Genomic DNA, 19,778 nt, shown 5'->3' with positions numbered 1-19,778 from the left:
CGCTACTGCTCGTCCTCGACGAGCCGCTCCAAGTGTTCCGGCGGCACCGAGCCGCGGGCGGCGCGGCCGTCCGAGACGAACGTCGGCACGCCGGTGATTCCTCGTTGTTGTGCCTCGGTGAACCGGTCCTCGAGCTCCGCCTGAAGACTCTCGTCTGCGACGGCGTCGCGAATCTCGTCGGCCGGCAGGTCGACGGCCGCCGCGAGGTCGGCCAGAACGTCGACGTCGCCGATGTCGCGGCCGTCCTGCCACAGCGCCGCGTAGATCGATTCGTCGAACGCCGCCCACTGTCCGGGATACTCCCGTTTGACGTACCACGAGGCGACCTGCGCATCGAACGAGTCCACGTCGGTCGCGATCTCCTGGGCCATTTCGACGCCGTACTCCTCTTGCAGTCGGCGGACGTTCTGTTTCGCCTGCTCGAAGTACTCGTCGTCCTTGCCGTCGTCTACGTCCTGATCGATCGAACCGTCCGGATTTCGCTTCCCGCGTCGCAGATCGAATGGATGCCACTCGACGGTCAGCGGCTCGTCGCGGCCCTCCCGGTACTGGTCGAGCGAGCGGGTCCCCAGATAACAGAACGGACAGACGTAGTCGGCGTAGATCGTGATTCGATCCGCGGTCTCCGTCGTCGTTCCGGTGTCAGCGTCAGCCATACCGGTGCTAGGCAGTCACCACGGAAAAGTCGCGGGTCACCGGCAGTCGGCTGCGAGCGGCTCGAGACTGGGTGACGACGGTCCAGTGAAAGGTGGCTGCGGCGTCGCGCCGGTCGGAGTTGATAGCCCAGCCCGTTAGCTCTCCGATCCGGAGGCGGCCGCGTCAGCGGCGTTCGTCTCCGCATCCCTCGCGTCCGGTAGGTTGGGGTCTCGATACGGGTTGCGACCGTAGGCCGGCAGCTCCTCTTCGAGTTGCGACTTCAGCACGCGGCGGAGGCGGTTCAGACTCGTCGTGTCCAGCCCGTAGTCGGCCGCGAGGCGCTTGAACGACTCCTCGTCGGTGATATCGTGGGCCCGGTACCGGGCGAACAGCTCCTCCATCCGATCGGCGGAAAGCGTCTGGGCGTCGATCTCGTCCAGTCCGAAGTACTGCTGGCGGTCGACGTCGACGACGTGGCGGATCGCCACCAGCGCGACCTTCTCGATCGCGCGCTGGCTGCCGAACTCGGTGAGGTCGATCTCGTCCATGACGCCGAGCGCCAGATCGCGCTGCCACGGCGTTACCTCGAGAGCGTTACACAACGCCTGGGTCGTTCGCAGCCGATCGAGGTGGTGGGCGCGCTCGCCGTAGCCCGGCGTCGCCGCGTGCTGTTCGTCGTGGAGGCGTCGCACGCTCTCGGAGAGGTCGGCGTCGGGGGAATCGGCGCGGCCGATGACCGTCGCGCTCGGCGTGACGACGCCCCACTGGCGGACCGTCGAGTCGCGCTGGACGTCCGCTCGGGAGAGCGACCCGGACCCGGGACGGGTCTCGAGGCGGCGCTCGGGGTCGGGTTCGGGCTCGACGCCGTCCGCGACCGCCGCGGCTCGCTCGGAATCTGGACCAGGGTCGGCACCGTCGTCTTGCATCGTCTGTCGCTCGGAGAGGGAGAGTGAAAAAGGCTCGCTCCGTTCAGTGCTCCGTCACACTGGACAGACAGGCTTTCTAACAGGTATCAGGCGTATCGGTGGCGCTCGAGCGATATCGATCGCTGCCGCTTCGCTCTCGAGCGAGTCGATCCGCGAAAAGCCCTTCGTAGCTCTACCTTGTGACCAGAAGTACGTAAAGAACGAGCGCTCGAGCTGTGTGCTGTTCGAGAACGAATTCCTCGACAGAACCGGGGCGTCTCTCCCGTCGTATCTTCAGCTTGTGACCAGAGGCACTTAAACGAACGCGAGGTCGGGGCGCGGCTCGAGCTACCGGACGGCCGCGATAATCTCGTCGATGAACCCGTTCAGCCGTTCGGTATCGGGGCCGTCGCGTGCGTGAACGGCGGGATCGATCGCTTTCGGCGGGTGGGCGAACTCGCGACCCACGGCGTCGCCGATATCGGTCTCCCCGTCGCCCGCTCGTTTCCGCTCGAGCAACTCGCGAGCGCGGTCGATTCGGTCCGCGTCGAAGACTGCGGGTGCCTGCTCGCGGAGGAAGGTCTCGAACTCGAGGGCCGGCAGCTCGTGTTCGCCCCGCTCGCCGGTCTCTTTGAGGTAGTACGCGGACATGGCCGCCCGACAGATCGTCAGGTTTCGCTTGACGGTCGGTTTCGTCCGGGTTTCGGTGAATCGCTCGTCGTCCGCCGAGATCGTCGTCGTTCCGTCGTCGGTTTCGACGGTGTACTCGTCGCCGTCCGCGCCGTCCACGTCGACGATCGGGAAGATTTCGTCGTCACTCCGGACCAGATGATGCGAGATGTATTTGCGATAGTTGCTCGTCGCGATCCCGCGCCACGCGTGATAGAGGTCGATCGGGTTGTACGTCCGCTCGAGATACGCGGTGAGGTCGGCGGGATCGGACGCGAGGCGGTAGCGAATCGGACTCCGCAGCAGGTCGATCGCCCCCTCGTTCGAGTCGGCGAGCAAGCGCGCGAACGTCCGCACGTCCCAGCCCTGATACTCGAACTCGCCGCGGTCCGCGACGACGGTCTCGGGAGCGCCCTCGAGGTGAGCGTACCGGCGCAGATCCGTCGGCACGAAGACGAAGCCCGCGTCGTAATCGCTGTCGGGACTCGCCGCACCCCAGGCGTGGCTTCCGCGGGCGACCGCCAGCGCGACCGCGATATCGTGCTCGCGTTCGATCGCCGTCAGGTGGTCGTCGACGGTCTCGCGGACGCGTGCCGGGACGGTAGTCATAGCTGTGGCTCGAGTACGCGGGAACGAAACCCGAGAAGGCCGGGTGACGAATGCCCTTCGTAGCTTCACCTTGTGACCAGAGGTACTTAAACAAAAAGCGCGGACGGAAACTCGGATACCGGACCGGAACTTGCGGTGAGGCAGCCGATTATCCGGTAATCGCGCTCTGGAAGCCGCGTCGAACCGTCATGGCGTGTGCGTAATCGGATTGGGAGAGCACACCGACGGGCTCTCCGTTGTCCTCGACCAGTGCGTTCACGCTTCCGGACTGGTTCAACACGGCCAACGTATCGAAGGCGTCGTCGGTCGCCTCGACGCGGGAGACCGCTCGCACGACCTCCTCGACGCGGGTCGTTCCACGGTCCGCGCCTCGAGCCTTTTGCACGTCATCGAGCGTGATAACGCCGAGGGCCGCCCCGGTATCATCCGTGACGAGGTAGAGGTGGTGTCGTTCGCGAAGCATCCGGTCGCCGAACTCCTCGAGCGTCGTGTCCGCCGAGACCGTTGCGGGATCGCGGGTCATGATGTCGCCGACCGTGATGCCCTCGAGCAGTTCGTCGAGGAGGACGGACCGCGATTCCGTCGTCGCGGCACCGTAGATGAAGAATGCGAGGAGGAGGAGGATGAGCTGGAAGGTGAGGACGCCGACGATAGCGAACAGAAACGCGAAGAGGACCCCGACTCGTGCCGCGATCCGCGTCGCGGTCCCGTACGGACGAGAGCGAGCAAGGAGCGCGCGGAAGATGCGCCCGCCGTCCATCGGAAACGCGGGGAGGAGGTTGAATCCCGCCAGTATCAGGTTCGTGATGGCCAGATAGCCGACGATGAACCGCGACACCTGGAGGGAGTTCGGCGCGACGAGAACGCCCGCGTAACAGACGGCGGCGACGAGGACGCTCGTGAGCGGACCGGCGATAGCGATCCAGAATTCGCGGTCCCACTCCTTCGGGAACGTCTTCAGCGACGCGATGCCGCCGAGGATCCACAGGGTGATCGAGTCGATCTCGATACCGTACCGCAACGCGGCCCACGAGTGGCCGAGTTCGTGCAGCGTGACGCTCACGAACAGCCCGAGCGCCGCCGCGATACCGATAAGCCACGGCGTCGTCCCCGCACGGAGCTGGGAGAGGTCGAATGCGGTGCCGGTGACCCCCTCGATGAATCCGGCGTACAGTTCGATCTGCTGGCCGCTCCCGATGAGCCACGCGAGGATCGGGAGAAAGATCAATAATGACGTGTTGATTCGAATCGGGATATCCCAGATCTCGGTGACGGTGTAACTTCGCACACTCGCTGCTGTCACTCCGGGGTCTTAGTTGACCGGAAAACGGTTCCAACGGGTTCGTCGGAGTCCAGTCCGTTGCGACTGGATAATGAAACGCGCGGTCGAACTATCGAGCACCAGAACGTCGCAACTGTCGAATCTGAGCCTCGGAGAACGGCGGTCTTCCCGTCATGGCTCTATCTCGTGACCAGAGATACGTAAAGAACGAATGCGGTCGGTGTCGGCGACCGGGCGTACGGACGGCGATCGCTCGAGGATCAGCGATCGGTCTGACGAGTTCGTTTGCAAATGGACCAGTCGACGCTGGGTCCGCGCTCACGATCGTCGTACTCGCGACAGCCACGCGCAGCGTTGCACCGCGGTTTGCGATGCTCCCTGCACACAGCCGTTCGCCGTTCGCTTTCCGAGGCGCTCGGTTCACTCGCCCCTCGCTTTCGTTCACCGCGCCGCAGCGCTCGCTACCGCACGCGGATCGGTTGCCGAAGTGAGACGCATTTCGACGACGTGTATTCGTCGTTCCGCTGCCGCGACTCACTTCTCTCTCCCCAGGCCTATATACGATCCCGTCAATCGGTGAGATGATGTCTGCCCTCCGAACCGTCCTGTTCGAGTGGGACCTGAACCGTATTGCGAGGATACTCGTCGCCGGGTTGGCCGTCTTCCTCGCACTTCGTGTCACGGACGGGTTTCTCACCGGGCTGGGCGCGACGCTGCTCTTCCTGTTCGTGCTTACCCTTCCGTGGGAAATGGCGAATAGACTCTCCGATCGCTTGCGCGACTCGTGAACCCGTGGTTACCCGGACTGTTTCTCGTTTCATCAATCGAACGCGGAGACCGAAAACAGAGCGCCGTGGCTATCGGATATGAGCCACCGGACTGCAAAACGACCGTCCCCCTATCATAGCTCTACCTTGTGACCAGTGGTACTTAAAGAGTCGACGGCTCGCTCGAGTCGTACCGAGCGTTCCGCACCCATCGAGTCCCTATCGAGCCAGTTACTGCGGTTCCGAAAGGTTGAATCGCCCGCTCCCCTGAATGCGGCCAATGAGTCATCAGTTGCCGGACGTGCAGGCGACGTCGCCCGACGTGACCGTCGGCCTGAGTCAGGTCGGCGTCACCGGCGTCGACAAACTCGTGAAGATCGCCCGCGAGGACAAGCGCCCGATCGTCCTCACCGCCGAGTTCGAAGTCTTCGTCGACCTCCCCGGCTGGCGAAAGGGGGCGGACATGAGCCGGAACATGGAGGTCATCGACGAGATCTTGGAGGACGCAACCCGCGAGGAAGCGTATCAGGTCGAAGAGGTCTGCGGCGAGGCCGCCGAACGACTGCTCGAGCGACACGACTACACCTCGAGGGCGGAGGTCTCGATGGAGGCCGAGTTTATGCGCCGCGAGCGGACGCCGGCGAGCGATCGCGAGACCCAGCACACGGTGGATATCGTGGCCTCGGCGACCGCCACCGAGGACGGAACCCGCGAGGAGATCGGCGCGAACGTCACTGGGATGACCGTCTGTCCCTGCTCGCAGGGGATGTCCACCGCCCGCGCGAAGCAGACCCTCGAGGATCTCGGCGTCGAGGAGGAGACGATCACGCAGTTCCTGGACGAGGTGCCACAGCCAGGCCACTCCCAGCGGGGCCACGCGACGCTGACCGTCGAGGCCAACGGCGATCCGGCGGTCGATCTGAACGACATCATCGACATCGCGCGCGATTCGATGAGCGCGCGGATTTACAACCTCGCGAAGCGCCCCGACGAGGATCACATGACCTACGAGGCCCACGCCGACGCGAAGTTCGTCGAGGACTGCGTCCGCGCGTTGGCCGAAGGCGTCGTCGACGAGTTCGACCACCTGCCCGACGACGCGGTGATCACGATGAGTCAGTCCAACGACGAGTCGATTCACCAGCACAACGCCCACGCCGAGCGCGTAGTCGAGATGGGGACGCTGCGCGACGAGGTTTCGGACTGAAATTCGAGTCGCTAATTAAAACTCGAGCGGCTCCGCTTCCTCCCACCGCGGGACGAACTCCTCGTGGACGTTCGCGGCGAACTCGGGGTCTTTGAGATCGATCATGGCGAAGGCCTCGCCCGAGGAGAGCGGATTCGGTACCTGAATGCAGACCTCGACCCCGTCGATGATGTTGAACGAGCCCGTGATGTCGTCGTGGGTTCGGACGTCGAAATCGTCGCGTTGCTGCAAGGTCTCCCGATACCGCCGGCCCACTTCCTCCGACATCGAGGCGACCATCTCGCGAGTCATCAACAGATCGACCGAGGCGCCCCGATCGAGGGCGTCCTCGAGTTGGGCGTTTATCTCCTCGCTGACCGCCTGCATGTCCCACTGAGGGGAGGGATGCGACGACACCATTACGATATTGCGGTCGGCGGCCGCGAGGCGCTCTAAGAGGAGATCGATCGTCTCATCGGGACCGACGGCGGCGGTCCAGAACTGTTCCTCGACGGGTTCGGCCGCGTCGAGTTCGTCGGCGAGATCGTCGACGATCGACTCGTATTGGTCCGCCTTCTCGTCGAGTTCGCGTTTCTTGTCCTCGAGCAGCCGATCGAGCGCCGTCGACGGCTCGACGGCGACGTACTTCTTCGGTCGGCTGGCGGTCTGGCTGCGGACTAGGTTGTACTGTTCGATGCTGTTGAGCACGTCGTAGATTCGCCCCATCGGCACGTCGCTCGCCCGTGACAACTCCTTGGCCGTTGTGGGGCCGGTGGTGAGGAGCGATCGGTAGGCTCGAGCTTCGTACTCGGAGAGCCCGAGATCCCTGAGACTGGCCATGTCGGACGAAGCCCCCGAAGAAACATAAACACTGTGGTAGTTTGACGAGAGGGTGGACTCGGGCCAGAGGAGGCCGAACGTCAGTCCAGAAGGCGCTGGACCCGCTCGCTCAACTCGGCGGGAGTTTCGGCGCGATCGGAGATGCGATCGCCCAGTTCGGCTCGCGCCGTTCCCGCCTCGAGGGCGTCGGCGTCGGGGACGACGACCTTCTCGTGGTCCGCCAGCCGAAGCGCCGCGCGATGTAGATCGGAGCCGGGCCCGCCGGCGACCCTGATCACCAACGGCCCCTCGAGCAGTCTGGAAACCGCGGTCGCGTAGCGAGCGATCTGGACCCCGAAGCGGTCGCTCGCGCCGGCGAAGGCCTCGAGCGTCTCCCGTGCGATGTCGCGATAGCGCTCCGCACCGGTGAGGGCCGCCAGCTCGAGGAGCGCGTCCGCGAACGCCACGTTCGAGTCCAGCGGCCGGAGCGGCCGGTCGCACAGGCCGACGCCCGCGGCGGGGCCGTCGACGAACGAATCTTCGTCGCGAAGGTGATCGATCGTCGCGTCGGCGATCGCCGTCGCGTCCGCGAGCACGGACGGATCGATCGTGCTCGCGGCCGTCGTCAACGCGCCGAGGACTCGCGCCTGATCGGTGAGCAGCGGGGCGAGGTCGCCGTCGTCACGCTCGTCGTCCTCGAGTGCGTGCGTGACGACGCCGTCGTCGAGCAGGTCCTCGCGGAGGGTCTCGAGCGCCCGTTCGGCGTACCGGCGGGCGCGCTCGTCGTCGGTGTAGGCGTAGTAGGTGAGCAACCCCTCGATCGCCAGCGCGTTGGATCCGGCGAAGACCCCCTCGTCGACCGGCGGCTCCGCGGCGGCCGCCCGATCGGTCGCGTCGAGGCTGTAGGCGTCGTCCTCGCCGGGAGCCTGACTGTTCGCGAATGCGTCGGCCTCGCCGTTCCACAGCGTGGCCGTCAGATACTCGATCGTCCGCTCGGCGGGGTCGCGGTACTCGTCCGCGCCGGTCAGCAGGTAGGCGTTGGCGAACGCCCGCACTAACGCCCCGTTGGAATCGAGCAGCTTCTCGCGCTGGAGCCCCGACCAGTCGGGCTCGGTCGCGAAGCGGTAGAAGCCGCCCCCGAACTCGTCGAACAGGTTCGCGCCGACCGCGTCGTAGGATCGCAACGCCATCTCCCGGTCGCGTTTGAGTGCGAACTCGAGCGCGTCGGGCAGCGGGAATTTCGGTTGCTGGCCCCAGCCGCCGGCGGTTTCGTCGTACGTGTCGGTGAGGTGGCCGAGCATTCCCTGTTCGATATCGGCCGTCAACTCGCCGGCGGGCGGGTTGTCCTCGCGGAGCGGACGGGGAACGCGCGCCGCGCCGGTCCCTTTCGTCTGCCACATCGTTCGGACGCTGTCGAGGACCTGTCGCATCCCGTCGGGGCCGAGATAGCCGGCGCCGGTCAGGACCTCCCCGTTCGGGGCGAGGAAGACCGTCGACGGGAAGCCGCCCATGTTGTATCGATCGCGAACGCGGGGGTGCCGGTCCACGTCGACTCGCACGGGCACGAAACTGTCGTTGACGTTGGCCGCGATTCGAGGGTCCGCGTAGGTCTCCGCGTCCATCTCGTGGCAGTGATCGCACCACGTCGCAGTCAGCGAGAGCAAGACGGGAACGTCGTCCGCCGAAGCCTCGTCGAAGGCCTCCCCTCCCCACTCGCGCCACTCGACGCGCGTCGTCTCGTTCATACCGCATCGACGTGAGTCGCCGGCGTAAGCCCTTCGTTCGCTCCCGGTACCGGATGGGTCTCGAGCGGAGAGAGATGCTTCCGTCGCTGGAACGAGAGTAAAAGATTTTCACCGTTCGGCGACTAGATCGACGTATGCTCCGGTGGATCCTCGCGCTGTTGCTCATCCCGTTTCTCGACGCCGTGTTACTCGCGGTCATCGTCACCCAGTTCGGGTTCGTCAACTGGGTCGGGATGGTGCTGCTCGTCGTCCTGACGGGACTGGTCGGCATGCTACTCGTTCGGGCCGAAGGGCGGCGAACGATCCGGAAGATGCAACGCTCGATGGCGCAGGGGAAGCCGCCGACGAACGAACTGCTCGACGGCGGCTTGCTGATCGCCGCCGGGGCGTTCCTGCTGACTCCCGGACTGGTGACGGACCTCATCGGCTTCCTGCTCGCCGTTCCGCTGACGCGGATCCCGATCCGCGCCGCGCTCAAGCGCTTCGTGATCGTTCCGTACGCGGACAAGAAGACCGGCGGCTTCGCCAGCGGCGGGGTCTGGACGTTCGGCTTCCCGGACGACGGGGCGACTCGAGACCAAAGCGAATCAGCCGATGACGGGACGTACGACCTCGGCGACGATGCGTATACCGTCGACGGTGATGGCACCGAGGACTCGTATACGATCGAGTTCGGCGACGACCGCACTGACGACGGAGACGAGCGAGACGACGATCCCCTCGCTCGGTAGCGAATCCCACGGGTCGGGGAGAAAGAAACGCTTAAACGTCCCACCGGGCAACTACCGAGTGCGAGGGAGACGGCGCGGGCCAATAGCTCAATTAGGTTGAGCGCCACTCTGATAAGGTGGAGGCTCTCGGTTCAAATCCGAGTTGGCCCATACTTTTTCGACGAGCAAATCCGCGAGTCGCAAATATGGAATCCTACTCGGATTTGAACTACGCGAGTCGCAGCCCGGGAGCGAGCGAAGTGAACGACCCGGAACGTCTTCCGGTGGTTCAAATTCGAGTTTGCCCATTTCTGCTGTGAACAATGCAAACGGAGTGAGCCATGAGAAGCGGCAATACAACTACCTAGAATTTGAAAATCGCACGTTTCCGAGCAAAGCGAGTGAGACCGTCTTCTTTCGGTTCACATTCGAGGCTCCCTTCTCACGGCGAACCGCTTCGCGAACCAGCGACCCATACCGGACGACTCGAGCCACCGAGGCTCCCTGAACTCGCGTAACCGTTCTGATCGACGGATCGTCGCGACGGTCGACTCGGTTACGGAACGATCGGGGCCAGTAACGGCTCGCGTGAGACGAGCAAAACGACGTTGTTGCTCGCGAAGAGAGCGTACATGCCGACGATCGTCGCGACGAAGGCGATGTCCAGCGGCGTCGAGAGAACGTAGCCGATCAGGAGTACGAAACCGGCGTAGATGAGGGCGGCGAAAACGACGCCGGCGATTCCGAAGAGGTCGTGAAGAAAGACCGTCACGGGATTTATCTCGTAGGCGTACGGGACGGTGAAGAACAGTACCGTTGCGACGAGATCGACGAACCACACGCTAAAGAACGCGGCCCGAAGTCTGGTGGTCCCCGGTCGCTTCAGCTCGATCCCGAATGAGGCCGTGTTCACCATCGTATTGAAGACAACGCTTTTCCAAGCAATACGCATTGTACTTGCTGATTCCGGCCGTGTGATAGGTTCACTTGCTGCGGGAAAGAGACGGCGCTGGAAGCGGACGGCCGACGAGGAACTGAACGCGGCGCTGGAAGCGGACGGCGGGCCACACGGGGCGTCGTTTCAGACGATCCGCTGTCACTGTATCCCGGCTCATCCGCGTCCCGCGATGCGGGCGCGCCGGGACTGACTGACAGGAGTCCGTCTCAGGAATCCGACGACAGTCGCTCGAAATCGGGATCGGGACAGCCGTTCGGTTTCGACGGAAGGCGTCGGAAGGCGTGTAATTCGCCGTCGGTAGCAGCGCTCAGCAGGATGTCTTCCGGTGCGATCTCGTCGAACCGATCGACCGAGAGCACGAGTTGATCGACGACGGCCTCGCCGTCCTCGAGCAGGAGGACGACGTGTTCTCCGTCGACGATTCGGTCGACGACGCCGATGTAGAGATCGGTTCCGTCGAGGACGTCGCCGATCGCGACGTCGGCCGAGGGAGAATCGCGGAACGGCGATCGCAGTCCCCGGGGATTCGATGGGTGATTCGGTCGGTCAGGCGTTCCACCGGTGCTCGCACCCGCGGTCGTCGCTGTGGCGATCGTCCCCGCAGTGAGCGCACCGAGCGTTCGAAGGACTGTTCGTCGTGATCGTCGGGGTTGGTCCGACATGCCCCTGTTGGCCGCGGATTGTCTGATAAACCCTCGGTCGAGTCGGGGTGTCTCGCTCGTCCGGCCACTCGAAACCGTCGGTCAACGATGTGCGCCGTTCGCAGAATTATAGAAAAAATACTATTTCGACGAAATAGTATGGTACATATCATATAGGCCGTTTTGGTTCGATCAGCCACGGTACCTGGCTGAGACGTACGAAAACACGTATTTTCGGCACTTCCTGGATTTCGAGAACGAGGCCGAATCGCGAGCGACCGATGTACGTATGATCCGAGAGGACGCGGATAGTAACGCTGAATGAGCTGCGAAAGGCGTCTCAGCGAACTCAGGCATACGAGTAGGGCCGACAACTGTGTATTGAGATTGTAATATTTTAGTATATGATAGGTGCTCGAAAGGGATTCGAAGCTGACTCGAGCGAAACCGAAAGGAAACGGGGAGCGCGGCAAAACCCATAACAAGAGTACGATTGTTATGGTTTCCGAACGATCACCGACTCGCGGGGACGCCCTACTGATCGTCACACTCGCAGGCACCCGTTTCGAGCAGCGTGGCGACGTCGTACTGTCGGCCACACTCCTCACAGAGGACCTGCAGGTCGGCGAGAACGCGGTACGAACCGAGTTGCAAACGGTCGGTATCCCGCAGTCGAGCGAGTTTGCTTTCGGTCACGGCGACCGTCCGCTGTCGGAGGCCCTCGATCGTTCGGGACTCCGCCGCTCGAGCGTCCTCGTCGGTCTCCGGAAGCGACGCGTCCCGGTGACCCGTGAGATACGATCGGATCGCGCCGTAGGAGACGAACTCCGCTCGCACCGTCTCGACGTCGACCCCCGCTCGCTCGAGGCGGCGTCTGGCCGCGGTTTGCTCGCCGCGACTCCCCTCGGCTCCGTCGAGAAGGGCGTACAGGCGGCTGACATCGTCGGTGATCGTCTCGACGTCGGCCTCGTCGAGCGCGGCCCGGAGGACTCGTTCGTTGAACGAATCGGCGAGCGCTCGCAGACTCGTTCGGTTCTCGGGATGGGTCCACCGCGCCTCGAGTTCGTCGCCGACGCCCTCGAGGTCGTATTTCCGGATGAGACGGAGAACTTTCGGATCCGGTCCGGGACCCGTCGGCTGATCGTTCATCGATTGAACTGTTCCGGAAGACGACGAAAGTCGTTTCGGTGGCGAACGGCCTTCGTTTCGGATTGCGGAACGGGCCGGTTGGCTATCGAAGTATCCGTTCCGTGGACCGGGAGAGACGATACGTCCCTGTCGACGGCCGATCTCCGGTTTCGCACCGTCCGATCGGCGTTTCGCCGAGTGAAATACCGGCGCTGATTGAGAGTCGAGTCTGTCGGTCGCGTCGTCGGTCGGCGGATCGCGGCGGCCGTCAGCCGTACGCGAGCGTGATTCTGATCTCGCCCGCTTTGTCCCGAAGCCGGGTCGGGAGCTCGTCGTGAACGTAGTCGTCCGTGAATCGGCTGGTCGGTCCGAAAACGGCCAGCGACCCGAGGAACTCGTCGTCGGGCGTGTAGACGGGGACGGAGACGCCGCGGAGTCCGGCCATGTGTTCCTGGTTGTTCACCGCGTACTCTCGGTCACGGATCCGCTCGAGTTCGTCGAACAGCGCGTCGGGATCGGTGATCGTGTTCGACGTGATCGACTCGAGTCCCACCTCCTCGACGTAGCGGTCGACCGCGGCGTCGTCCCACTCCGCGAGAATGACCTTGCCCGAAGCCATCGAGTGGAGCGGTCGCCGGTGGCCGATCATCGTGTTCGAGAGGCTGCCGTAGCGGTGGACGTAGACGGCCTCGTCGTCCTCTTCGACGATGAACACCGCTCGTTCGTCGGTCTCCTGACCGAGTTCGAACACCGCTCGTTTGGCGGCCGTGTAACCCACTTTCCGGGACCGGGCCTGCTCACCGAGTTCGACGAAGCGGAAGCCGACGTAATACTTCCCGTCGCGCTCGATCACGTACCCCAGATCGGTGAGCGTCTGCAGGTGTCGGTAGACGGTGCTCTTGGGGAGGTCGGTCCGCTGCGTGAGATCCGCGATCGTGACCCCCTCCTCGGCTTTGAGCGCCTCGAGGAGTTCGAACGTCTTCCGCGTCGTCGAGACGCCGACGGTCTCGGTCTCGTCCCGATCCGTGTTCATACGCGATGCTGTTCGCACGCCGCAATCAATGTTCCGGATACTGGGACAAGAATGTTGACGGGCGGGACGGTCATCCCCGAATCCGGACCCGGGTTGGAGAGTATCGACGTAGCGGTCGACTCGGCGCGGTCACGAGCAGCGAGTCGAGCTCGAGTCGGAGAGAAAAAGCGGAGTGCGAATCGTCGGCTCGCGTCGCTACTGGTAGGCGGGGATACCGGTGAACTCCTCGCCGAGGACGAGCGTGTGGATGTCGTGGGTTCCCTCGTAGGTGTAGACCGTCTCCATGTTGGCCATGTGGCGCATCGGCGAGTAGTCCGTCGTGATGCCGTTGCCGCCGAGCATCTCGCGGGCGATGCGGGACTGGTCGCGGGCCGTGCGCACGTTGTTCCGCTTGGCCATCGAGACGTGCTGGGGTCGCATCTCGCCGCGCTCTTTGAGTTCGGCGAGCCGGTGGGCCAGCAACTGGGCCAACGTGATCTGGGTGCCCATCTCCGCCAGCTTGCGCTGTTGGAGCTGGAACCGGCCGATCGGACCGCCGAACTGGTCGCGGTCTTTGGCGTACTGGCGGGCCTCCTCGAAGGAGTCTCGAGCGGCGCCGATCGCGCCCCAGGCGATGCCGTAGCGGGCCTGCGTGAGACAGGACAGCGGCCCCTTCATGCCCGAGACGCCGGGCAGAACGTTCGCTTCGGGGACGTAGACGTCGTTCAGACCGATCTCGCCCGTGATCGAGGCGCGCAGCGAGAGCTTCTCGGTGATCTTGTTCGTCGTGATACCGTCGCGGTCGGTCTCAACGAGGAAGCCGCGGACGGGGTCGTCCTCGGCCGACTTGTCACGCGCCCAGACGATGGCGACGTCGGCGATCGGCGAGTTCGTGATCCACGTCTTCGAGCCGTTCAGGACGTAGCCGTCGCCGTCGGCCTCCGCGCGGGTCTCCATCGCCGTCGGGTTCGAACCGTGCTCGGGTTCGGTGAGGCCGAAACAGCCGATCGCCTCGCCCTGCCCCATGGCCGGTAGCCACTCCTCCTTTTGCTCCTCGCTCCCGTAGGCGCGGATGGGGTACATGACCAGCGCGCCCTGGACCGACGCCATCGAGCGCAGCCCCGAATCGCCGGCCTCGAGTTCCTGCATCAAGAGCCCGTAGGCCGTCTCGGAGACGTTCGGCGAGCCGTAGCCCTCGAGATTGGGGGCGTAGAAGCCGAGTTCGCCCATCTTGGGAATGAGCTCCTTCGGGAACGTCCCGTTCTCGAAGTGCTCGCCGATGTCGGGTTTGACGTGCTCTTCGACGAACTCCCGGGCCGTGTCCCGGATCATCCGCTCTTCCTGGTCGAGATCCTCCTCGAGCTGAACGAAATCCAGCATACAGTACACCTATGGGAATGGCGCAATAGGTATTGCGATACGGGGTGTCACATGAGCGGCCGCCGAGACGGAAGGAGACGGCGGTTTGCGAACGCTCGCTGACGGTTTCCCGAAACGAGGGTATCGCTCGGACCGATCGCTCCGAGTCGTTTCTCTCGACCGGTCATGTTTGATGGTTGTACAATCGACCGTAATTCCGGCAGATTGCGGAAGGATTATAATAGGTAACTATGAAGACCTTTGGCATGGCGAAGAGAGACAAGTCCACGGACAGACGTACCACTCGACGATCGGTTCTCGCGACAACAGGCGTCGGTTCCCTCGCGGCGATCGCCGGTTGTATCGGCGGCGAGACGAGCGGCGGCAGCAGCGGCCCCCTCGAGACCCTATCGGATATCAACGAAGACACGGCAGTGTCGCCGACCCCGAGCGGCTCCGGGACGGCGCCGGCACTCGAGCGAGCGCTCGATCACGCGACCGACGGCTACGACCGCGTGAGTACGAGCTACGGCGAACAGGGCAACGCGATCAACGAGAACCAGCTCGACGTCGGCGTCGGGACGCTGATGAACTTCTCGATCACGCCCAGCTGGCTCCAGCAGACCGCGAGTACGGTCGACAATCTCACCGTCCTCGACGTGAGCGACGAGACCGAACAGGCCTGGAACGAGGACGACCGGCTCCTGATCCAGTCGGCGGAGACGGGCAAAATCGACAACGTCGACGCCCCCGACGAGGTTCCCGCGCCGACCTTCGCGTACAACTTCGTCTCCCGGGCCGACCTCGAGTACGACACGGTCTACACGTTCCTCGAGACGCTGTACGAGCAAAAGGACGAGCTGGCGGAGTACGCCGGCCTGCTGGCGACCTTCGAAGAAGACGACTTCTGGGTGAAGAACATGTACGACGGCGTTCCCTTCCACGACGCCGCGGCGGACTTCTACGAGGAGATCGGCGTCTGGAACGACGAGTTCGAGCGCGCCGGCGGCAGCACGAGCGGCGGCGCGACCGGCGACACGGACCTCCGGATGCGGACGTCGACGTCGACGACGACGGCCTATACCGCCAACCAGGGGATGGCCAGCGCCGTCAACGATGCGACCAGCGACATATTCGTCGAAGCCCAGACGAGCGAGGGGACCGAGGCGAACCTCGGTGCGCTCAATCAGGAGGACGCCGAGATGGTGTATATTCAGAACTGGTCGGCTCAGGAGGTCGAAAACGGTGCCGGTGCCTACAGTGAACTCGACTTCGATATGGCGCAGATCGTCCACTTCTACGATCTGCCGTGGTTCTTCATCGCCGACGGCGGTAACTAACGGAACCGATGTCCGAAACATATTCCGACCGAGGTCTCCCCGAGTTGATCCTCGGGTTCCTCGTGTACGTATTGGGGTTCGCCCTGACGGGGTACACCGTCCTGTACGCCGTGTCCCTCGTCGGCGGCTGGCCCCTTACCGGCCTCGTCGAAGAACCACGTTGGGTAGTCCGTGACAAACGGTACATGATCCTCTTTTTCGGCATGGGGATCTCGCTGTACTACCTCGACTACGTCTACCAACAGCTCACCGACGAGAACGCCGGCGTCGGCGTCGACGCCGAGGCAGCGACGTCACCGGCCGGCGAAAACGGCGACGGTGCGCTCGAGCGAGCGCGACGCGTCTGGAAGCGGATCGATCCGTACATCGCCATCGCGCTCGCGCTCGCGGCGCTGTACACGATGTACCACGTCTACACGAACTTCACCCGACTCGACGGGGACGCGTACATCCTCGGCTACACCACTACCGACCACGTCGTCGGCGTACTGTTGATTACGATGGCGGTCGACACGACCCGCCGGGCGTTCGGTACCACGATCGCGGCCGTTGCGGTCGCGGCGATCGCGTACGCCCACACCGCGGTCGGCCCGCGACTGTTCGGCGTTTTCGAGCACTCGGGTCAGAGCTGGGAGCAGATCGCCGAGAACGGCGCGATCGGTCTCAGTGGCGTCTACGACGGCACGATGATGGGGATCGGATCGACGTGGGTCGCGATCTTCATCATGTTCGCCGGGATCGCGAAAGCCTTCGGACTGATGGATTTCGTCCGCGAGATCGGGACGGAACTCGGACGGAGCCTCCGGACCGGCGTCGTCCAGATCGCCGTCATCTCGAGCATGATTATGGGCTCGATCACCGGCAGTGCGGCGGCCAACACGGCGACGACCGGCAGCTTCACGATCCCGATGATCAAGGATCAAGGCGTCGACAGCGACGTCGCCGCCTCGATCGAGGCGGTCGCCTCCGCGGGCGGCCAGATGCTACCCCCGGTGATGGGCGTCGCCGCGTTCCTGATGGCGGACATCATCCAGGTCCCGTATCTGGACATCGTGCAGGCCGGCGTCATTCCGGCGGCGCTGTTCTACTTCAGCGTCTGTCTTGGCGTCCACTTCACGATCCTCAAGTTCGGTTGGATCTCGAACGACCTCTCGTCGTTCAGGTGGCGGCTCCTGCTCAACGGGCTCCACTTCGCGGTCCCGATGGGCGTCCTCTTGTATACGCTCATTTACCTCCGGTACACGCCGCTGTCGTCGGGTATGAACACGATCTTCGCGATCATCGGCGTGATGTTCGTCCGGAACTTCGTGGTCGGCGTCTTCGACGTCGGCTCCGACGAAGTCACGGCCGAGTTCCTCTGGTGGGACATCCGCGGCGACGATCCGCTCTCGAACCTCTTCGCGACGGTCAAGCAGACCGTCGACGGGTTCAAACAGGGCGGGACCGACATGGCACCGCTCGTCGGCGTCCTCGCGGCAATGGGCGTGATCGTCGAACTGCTCGAGGGAACGGGGCTGACGGCCCGCGTCGCGACGTCGATCGTCAGCCTCGGCGACGTGAGCATCCTCGGACTCGGCGGGGGGCTGTTCGTCGTGTTGTTCCTTGCGATGATCGCCAGCATCCTGTTCGGGCTGGGAATGCCGACGCCCGCGGCGTACATCCTCGTGGCCATCCTGGTCGCGAAGCCGATCACCGAACTGGGGACCCCCGACATCGCGACGCACATGTTCGTGTTCTACTTCGCGATGCTGTCGGCGATCACGCCGCCGGTCGCGATCTCGGTCGCGATCGGGGCGCGGATCGCGGGCGCGGGCTTCCTCCAGTCGGCCAAGCAGGCGCTCCGACTCGGCGCGCCCGGGTTCGTCATCCCTTACGCGTTCATCGCGAACGATAGCCTGATCTACTGGTCGAGCGAGACGTTGCTCGCGTTCCCCACGGTACTCGCCGGTACCGTCGCCCTGATCGTCGCGACGATCGGGTTCGACGGGGCGCGGGATCTCTCCGCGCCGGTCCGGGCGGTCTTCATCGTCGCCGCCGTCGGCGCGATGTTCGGCTCGATCGTCCACGTCGCGATCCAACTGATCGCCGCGGCGGCCATCGTCGCCGCGTTGCTCCACGCCCGCTTCGTCGTCGGCTACGACTTGCCGAGTAACACCGGCACCGAGTCCGGTGCCGACCCGTCGACGCTCGACTGATCGGGCCCCGACGGGGCGATCGAGTCCCGTTTTCGGGAACAACCGAAATAAATCCGAGCGACGAGTAACAACCCTTTTGCGACCCGGGTAACCACACACAGGGTATGACGAATCTCGTGACGGACGTCGCCGAGACCGTCGAGGAACATCCGGACTCGGCCGCGATCGCGTATGAGGGGACGGAACTGACCTACGAGGAGTTCTGGGAGCGAGCCGGCCGGTTCGCGCAGGCCCTCGAGGACCGCGGGATCGGCGAGGGCGACCGCGTCGGGATCTACCTCCCGAACCTGCCCCAGTTCGTCACGGCCTTCTACGGCACCCTGCGCGCCGGCGGGATCATCGTCCCGATGAATCCCCAGTACAAGGCTCGAGAGATCAGTCACATGCTGGGCGACAGCGGGGCCAAAGCGGTCGTCGCGCTGGCCGATCTCGTCCCGAACGTTCTGGAGGTGCGGGATGACACCGACGTCGAACGAGTGATCAGCGTGGGTGCGGACGTCGAGGGAGCCACCGAGTTCGACGAGTTCCTCGCGGACGACGCCGCCGGGATCGTCGACCGCGCGGACGACGACGTCGCGGTCCAGCCCTACACGTCGGGGACGACCGGCACGCCGAAGGGCGTTCTGCTGACCCATCACAACCTGGCCTTTACGACGCGAGCGAACGCCGGGGTCCCGCCGGGTGGCTTCCAGGCCTCCGACCGACTCATCGGCACGCTTCCGCTGTTTCACATCTACGGCATGTCCGTCGTGATGAACGGCGCGATGTACAGCGGCGGCACCTACTACCCCGTCCCCGAGTGGGACGCGCCGACGGTGATGGAGCAACTCGAGGACGACGAGATCACGATCATGTTCGCCGTCCCCGCGATGTTCAACGACATGATCAACCAGCCCGACGCCGAGAGCTACGAGTTCGAAGCGCTGCGCTTCGCGAACTCCGGGGGCTCGAGCCTCCCGCTCGAGGTTCTGAGCCGGTTCGAGGAGCTCTGGGGCGTCCAGCTCAACGAGGGCTACGGCCTGACCGAGACGAGCCCGGTCACGCACGCGAACACGAACGAGAACCGCCGGAAGGGCAGCATCGGCCAGCCCCTCGAGGGCGTCGAGGCGAAGATCGTCACCGCGGAGTTCGACGAAGTGGCGCGCGTCGAAGAGGGGCCGATCGACGAGGACGAGGCGTCGATCCACGAGATCACGGGCGAACTCGTTATTCACGGCCCCAACGTGATGAAAGAGTACTACGGGCTGCCGGAAGCCAACGAGGAGGCGTTTACCGACAAGGACGGCAAGCGCTGGTTCCACACCGGCGACATCGGCTACTGGGACGAGGACGACTTCTTCTACGTCGTCGACCGGGAGAAGCACATGATCGTTACCGGCGGCTACAACGTCTACCCGCGCGAAGTCGAGGAGTTGCTCTTCGAACACGAGGACGTCGCCGACGCGGCCGTCGTCGGGGTTCCGGACGACCGCCGCGGCGAGACCGTCGAGGCGTTCATCGTGCCGACGCCCGACGCCGAGGCCACGCCCGAGGACATCAAGGAGTACTGTCTGACCACCCTCGCGGAGTACAAACACCCCCGCGAGGTCGAGTTCGTCGAGACGCTGCCGCGGACGACGACCGGCAAGGTCCAGAAGTTCGAACTCCGCGACGAGTCGTAGCCGGCTCGCAAGCGGCCCGCGGGCGGTTCGCGACGGAGCCTGCCATTCCGCTCGAGCCGAGCGGAGGCTCGACGTTTCCTTAACAACGTTAGAACACAATCGGAGAAATCTTGCAACTGTTGAATATATCGAAGCTATTTTGGTACCAGCACACGA

The 19,778-nt window shown here is 64.2% G+C and carries 18 protein-coding genes and 1 tRNA gene; 8 read left to right on the top strand and 11 right to left on the bottom strand.

Features of this window, described 5'->3' with window-relative positions; all coding sequences use genetic code 11:
• Positions 1-2: 2 nt before the first annotated feature.
• The 4 genes from AC0QDI_RS19940 to AC0QDI_RS19925 form a co-directional block, all read right to left on the bottom strand.
• A complete protein-coding gene (locus AC0QDI_RS19940) occupies positions 3-656 on the bottom strand; it encodes a DsbA family oxidoreductase (protein ID WP_474671142.1) in 654 nt (217 codons plus the stop codon).
• A gap of 135 nt (positions 657-791) precedes the next feature.
• Positions 792-1,562, bottom strand: coding sequence for a DNA-directed RNA polymerase subunit epsilon (locus AC0QDI_RS19935; RefSeq protein WP_474671140.1), 771 nt, complete (start codon positions 1,560-1,562; stop codon positions 792-794).
• A gap of 327 nt (positions 1,563-1,889) precedes the next feature.
• Entirely contained in the window at positions 1,890-2,819 is a 930-nt protein-coding gene (locus AC0QDI_RS19930) for a nucleotidyltransferase domain-containing protein (RefSeq protein ID WP_474671138.1), read from the bottom strand.
• 148 nt (positions 2,820-2,967) lie between these two features.
• Entirely contained in the window at positions 2,968-4,107 is a 1,140-nt protein-coding gene (locus AC0QDI_RS19925) for a site-2 protease family protein (RefSeq protein ID WP_474671136.1), read from the bottom strand.
• Between the two features lie 578 nt (positions 4,108-4,685).
• Between AC0QDI_RS19925 and AC0QDI_RS19920 the strand changes: the two genes are divergently transcribed.
• Together AC0QDI_RS19920 and mptA are read left to right on the top strand one after the other, a co-directional pair.
• Entirely contained in the window at positions 4,686-4,889 is a 204-nt protein-coding gene (locus tag AC0QDI_RS19920) for a hypothetical protein (protein WP_474671134.1), read from the top strand.
• Between the two features lie 259 nt (positions 4,890-5,148).
• Complete coding sequence (gene mptA, locus AC0QDI_RS19915) at positions 5,149-6,075, top strand: GTP cyclohydrolase MptA (protein ID WP_474671132.1); 927 nt, start codon at positions 5,149-5,151, stop codon at positions 6,073-6,075.
• A 15-nt stretch (positions 6,076-6,090) separates the two neighbouring features.
• On the opposite strand, the gene AC0QDI_RS19910 is transcribed toward mptA, so the two are convergent.
• Both AC0QDI_RS19910 and AC0QDI_RS19905 read right to left on the bottom strand, forming a co-directional pair.
• Positions 6,091-6,894, bottom strand: coding sequence for a TrmB family transcriptional regulator (locus AC0QDI_RS19910; RefSeq protein ID WP_474671130.1), 804 nt, complete (start codon positions 6,892-6,894; stop codon positions 6,091-6,093).
• Between the two features lie 80 nt (positions 6,895-6,974).
• Complete coding sequence (locus tag AC0QDI_RS19905) at positions 6,975-8,618, bottom strand: DUF255 domain-containing protein (RefSeq protein ID WP_474671128.1); 1,644 nt, start codon at positions 8,616-8,618, stop codon at positions 6,975-6,977.
• A gap of 134 nt (positions 8,619-8,752) precedes the next feature.
• On the opposite strand from AC0QDI_RS19905, the gene AC0QDI_RS19900 reads away from it, so the two are divergent.
• A complete protein-coding gene (locus tag AC0QDI_RS19900; RefSeq protein WP_474671126.1) occupies positions 8,753-9,349 on the top strand; it encodes an FxsA family protein in 597 nt (198 codons plus the stop codon).
• Positions 9,350-9,425: 76 nt separating this feature from the next.
• Positions 9,426-9,499 (top strand) — tRNA-Ile (locus AC0QDI_RS19895).
• Between the two features lie 385 nt (positions 9,500-9,884).
• Here the strand turns inward: AC0QDI_RS19895 and AC0QDI_RS19890 are convergent.
• Complete coding sequence (locus tag AC0QDI_RS19890) at positions 9,885-10,244, bottom strand: hypothetical protein (RefSeq protein WP_098724730.1); 360 nt, start codon at positions 10,242-10,244, stop codon at positions 9,885-9,887.
• Between the two features lie 58 nt (positions 10,245-10,302).
• Here AC0QDI_RS19890 and AC0QDI_RS19885 point away from each other — a divergent pair, with 58 nt between their 5' ends.
• Positions 10,303-10,476: a hypothetical protein gene (locus AC0QDI_RS19885; RefSeq protein WP_474671124.1), complete on the top strand. Its 174-nt coding sequence runs from the start codon at positions 10,303-10,305 to the stop codon at positions 10,474-10,476.
• Positions 10,477-10,492: 16 nt separating this feature from the next.
• Here AC0QDI_RS19885 and AC0QDI_RS19880 read toward each other — a convergent pair whose 3' ends face one another.
• From AC0QDI_RS19880 to AC0QDI_RS19865, 4 genes are all read right to left on the bottom strand, one after another.
• A complete protein-coding gene (locus tag AC0QDI_RS19880; RefSeq protein WP_474671122.1) occupies positions 10,493-10,948 on the bottom strand; it encodes a hypothetical protein in 456 nt (151 codons plus the stop codon).
• Positions 10,949-11,461: 513 nt separating this feature from the next.
• The gene (gene rdfA, locus AC0QDI_RS19875) at positions 11,462-12,076 is read right to left on the bottom strand and encodes a rod-determining factor RdfA (RefSeq protein WP_474671120.1); all 615 of its coding nucleotides are present in this window, start codon (positions 12,074-12,076) and stop codon (positions 11,462-11,464) included.
• A 247-nt stretch (positions 12,077-12,323) separates the two neighbouring features.
• Positions 12,324-13,088: an IclR family transcriptional regulator gene (locus tag AC0QDI_RS19870; protein WP_474671118.1), complete on the bottom strand. Its 765-nt coding sequence runs from the start codon at positions 13,086-13,088 to the stop codon at positions 12,324-12,326.
• Between the two features lie 195 nt (positions 13,089-13,283).
• Positions 13,284-14,447 (bottom strand): acyl-CoA dehydrogenase family protein, encoded by a 1,164-nt coding sequence (locus AC0QDI_RS19865; RefSeq protein WP_474671116.1) that lies wholly within the window; start codon positions 14,445-14,447, stop codon positions 13,284-13,286.
• A gap of 245 nt (positions 14,448-14,692) precedes the next feature.
• Here AC0QDI_RS19865 and AC0QDI_RS19860 point away from each other — a divergent pair, with 245 nt between their 5' ends.
• The 3 genes from AC0QDI_RS19860 to AC0QDI_RS19850 all read left to right on the top strand — a co-directional run bounded on the left by AC0QDI_RS19860 (position 14,693) and on the right by AC0QDI_RS19850 (position 19,622).
• Positions 14,693-15,766, top strand: coding sequence for a TAXI family TRAP transporter solute-binding subunit (locus AC0QDI_RS19860; protein ID WP_474671114.1), 1,074 nt, complete (start codon positions 14,693-14,695; stop codon positions 15,764-15,766).
• Between the two features lie 8 nt (positions 15,767-15,774).
• Complete coding sequence (locus AC0QDI_RS19855) at positions 15,775-17,961, top strand: TRAP transporter permease (RefSeq protein ID WP_474671112.1); 2,187 nt, start codon at positions 15,775-15,777, stop codon at positions 17,959-17,961.
• 104 nt (positions 17,962-18,065) lie between these two features.
• Positions 18,066-19,622, top strand: a complete 1,557-nt coding sequence (locus AC0QDI_RS19850; RefSeq protein ID WP_474671110.1) for a long-chain-fatty-acid--CoA ligase — start codon at positions 18,066-18,068, stop codon at positions 19,620-19,622.
• Positions 19,623-19,778: the final 156 nt, after the last annotated feature.

The organism is Natrinema sp. LJW11 (genome assembly GCF_056135975.1).
Note: the sequence above shows the minus strand (reverse complement) of the source record. Positions and strands in the feature narration are given on the sequence as shown.

What these genes read in the sequence shown, in the direction of transcription:
- AC0QDI_RS19940 (WP_474671142.1), bottom strand. Translation starts at nt 656, where the DNA reads ATGGCTGACGCTGACACCGGAACGACGACGGAGACCGCGGATCGAATC.
- AC0QDI_RS19935 (WP_474671140.1), bottom strand. Translation starts at nt 1,562, where the DNA reads ATGCAAGACGACGGTGCCGACCCTGGTCCAGATTCCGAGCGAGCCGCG.
- AC0QDI_RS19930 (WP_474671138.1), bottom strand. Translation starts at nt 2,819, where the DNA reads ATGACTACCGTCCCGGCACGCGTCCGCGAGACCGTCGACGACCACCTG.
- AC0QDI_RS19920 (WP_474671134.1), top strand. Translation starts at nt 4,686, where the DNA reads ATGTCTGCCCTCCGAACCGTCCTGTTCGAGTGGGACCTGAACCGTATT.
- mptA (WP_474671132.1), top strand. Translation starts at nt 5,149, where the DNA reads ATGAGTCATCAGTTGCCGGACGTGCAGGCGACGTCGCCCGACGTGACC.
- AC0QDI_RS19910 (WP_474671130.1), bottom strand. Translation starts at nt 6,894, where the DNA reads ATGGCCAGTCTCAGGGATCTCGGGCTCTCCGAGTACGAAGCTCGAGCC.
- AC0QDI_RS19905 (WP_474671128.1), bottom strand. Translation starts at nt 8,618, where the DNA reads ATGAACGAGACGACGCGCGTCGAGTGGCGCGAGTGGGGAGGGGAGGCC.
- AC0QDI_RS19900 (WP_474671126.1), top strand. Translation starts at nt 8,753, where the DNA reads ATGCTCCGGTGGATCCTCGCGCTGTTGCTCATCCCGTTTCTCGACGCC.
- AC0QDI_RS19890 (WP_098724730.1), bottom strand. Translation starts at nt 10,244, where the DNA reads ATGGTGAACACGGCCTCATTCGGGATCGAGCTGAAGCGACCGGGGACC.
- AC0QDI_RS19880 (WP_474671122.1), bottom strand. Translation starts at nt 10,948, where the DNA reads ATGTCGGACCAACCCCGACGATCACGACGAACAGTCCTTCGAACGCTC.
- rdfA (WP_474671120.1), bottom strand. Translation starts at nt 12,076, where the DNA reads ATGAACGATCAGCCGACGGGTCCCGGACCGGATCCGAAAGTTCTCCGT.
- AC0QDI_RS19870 (WP_474671118.1), bottom strand. Translation starts at nt 13,088, where the DNA reads ATGAACACGGATCGGGACGAGACCGAGACCGTCGGCGTCTCGACGACG.
- AC0QDI_RS19865 (WP_474671116.1), bottom strand. Translation starts at nt 14,447, where the DNA reads ATGCTGGATTTCGTTCAGCTCGAGGAGGATCTCGACCAGGAAGAGCGG.
- AC0QDI_RS19860 (WP_474671114.1), top strand. Translation starts at nt 14,693, where the DNA reads ATGGCGAAGAGAGACAAGTCCACGGACAGACGTACCACTCGACGATCG.
- AC0QDI_RS19855 (WP_474671112.1), top strand. Translation starts at nt 15,775, where the DNA reads ATGTCCGAAACATATTCCGACCGAGGTCTCCCCGAGTTGATCCTCGGG.
- AC0QDI_RS19850 (WP_474671110.1), top strand. Translation starts at nt 18,066, where the DNA reads ATGACGAATCTCGTGACGGACGTCGCCGAGACCGTCGAGGAACATCCG.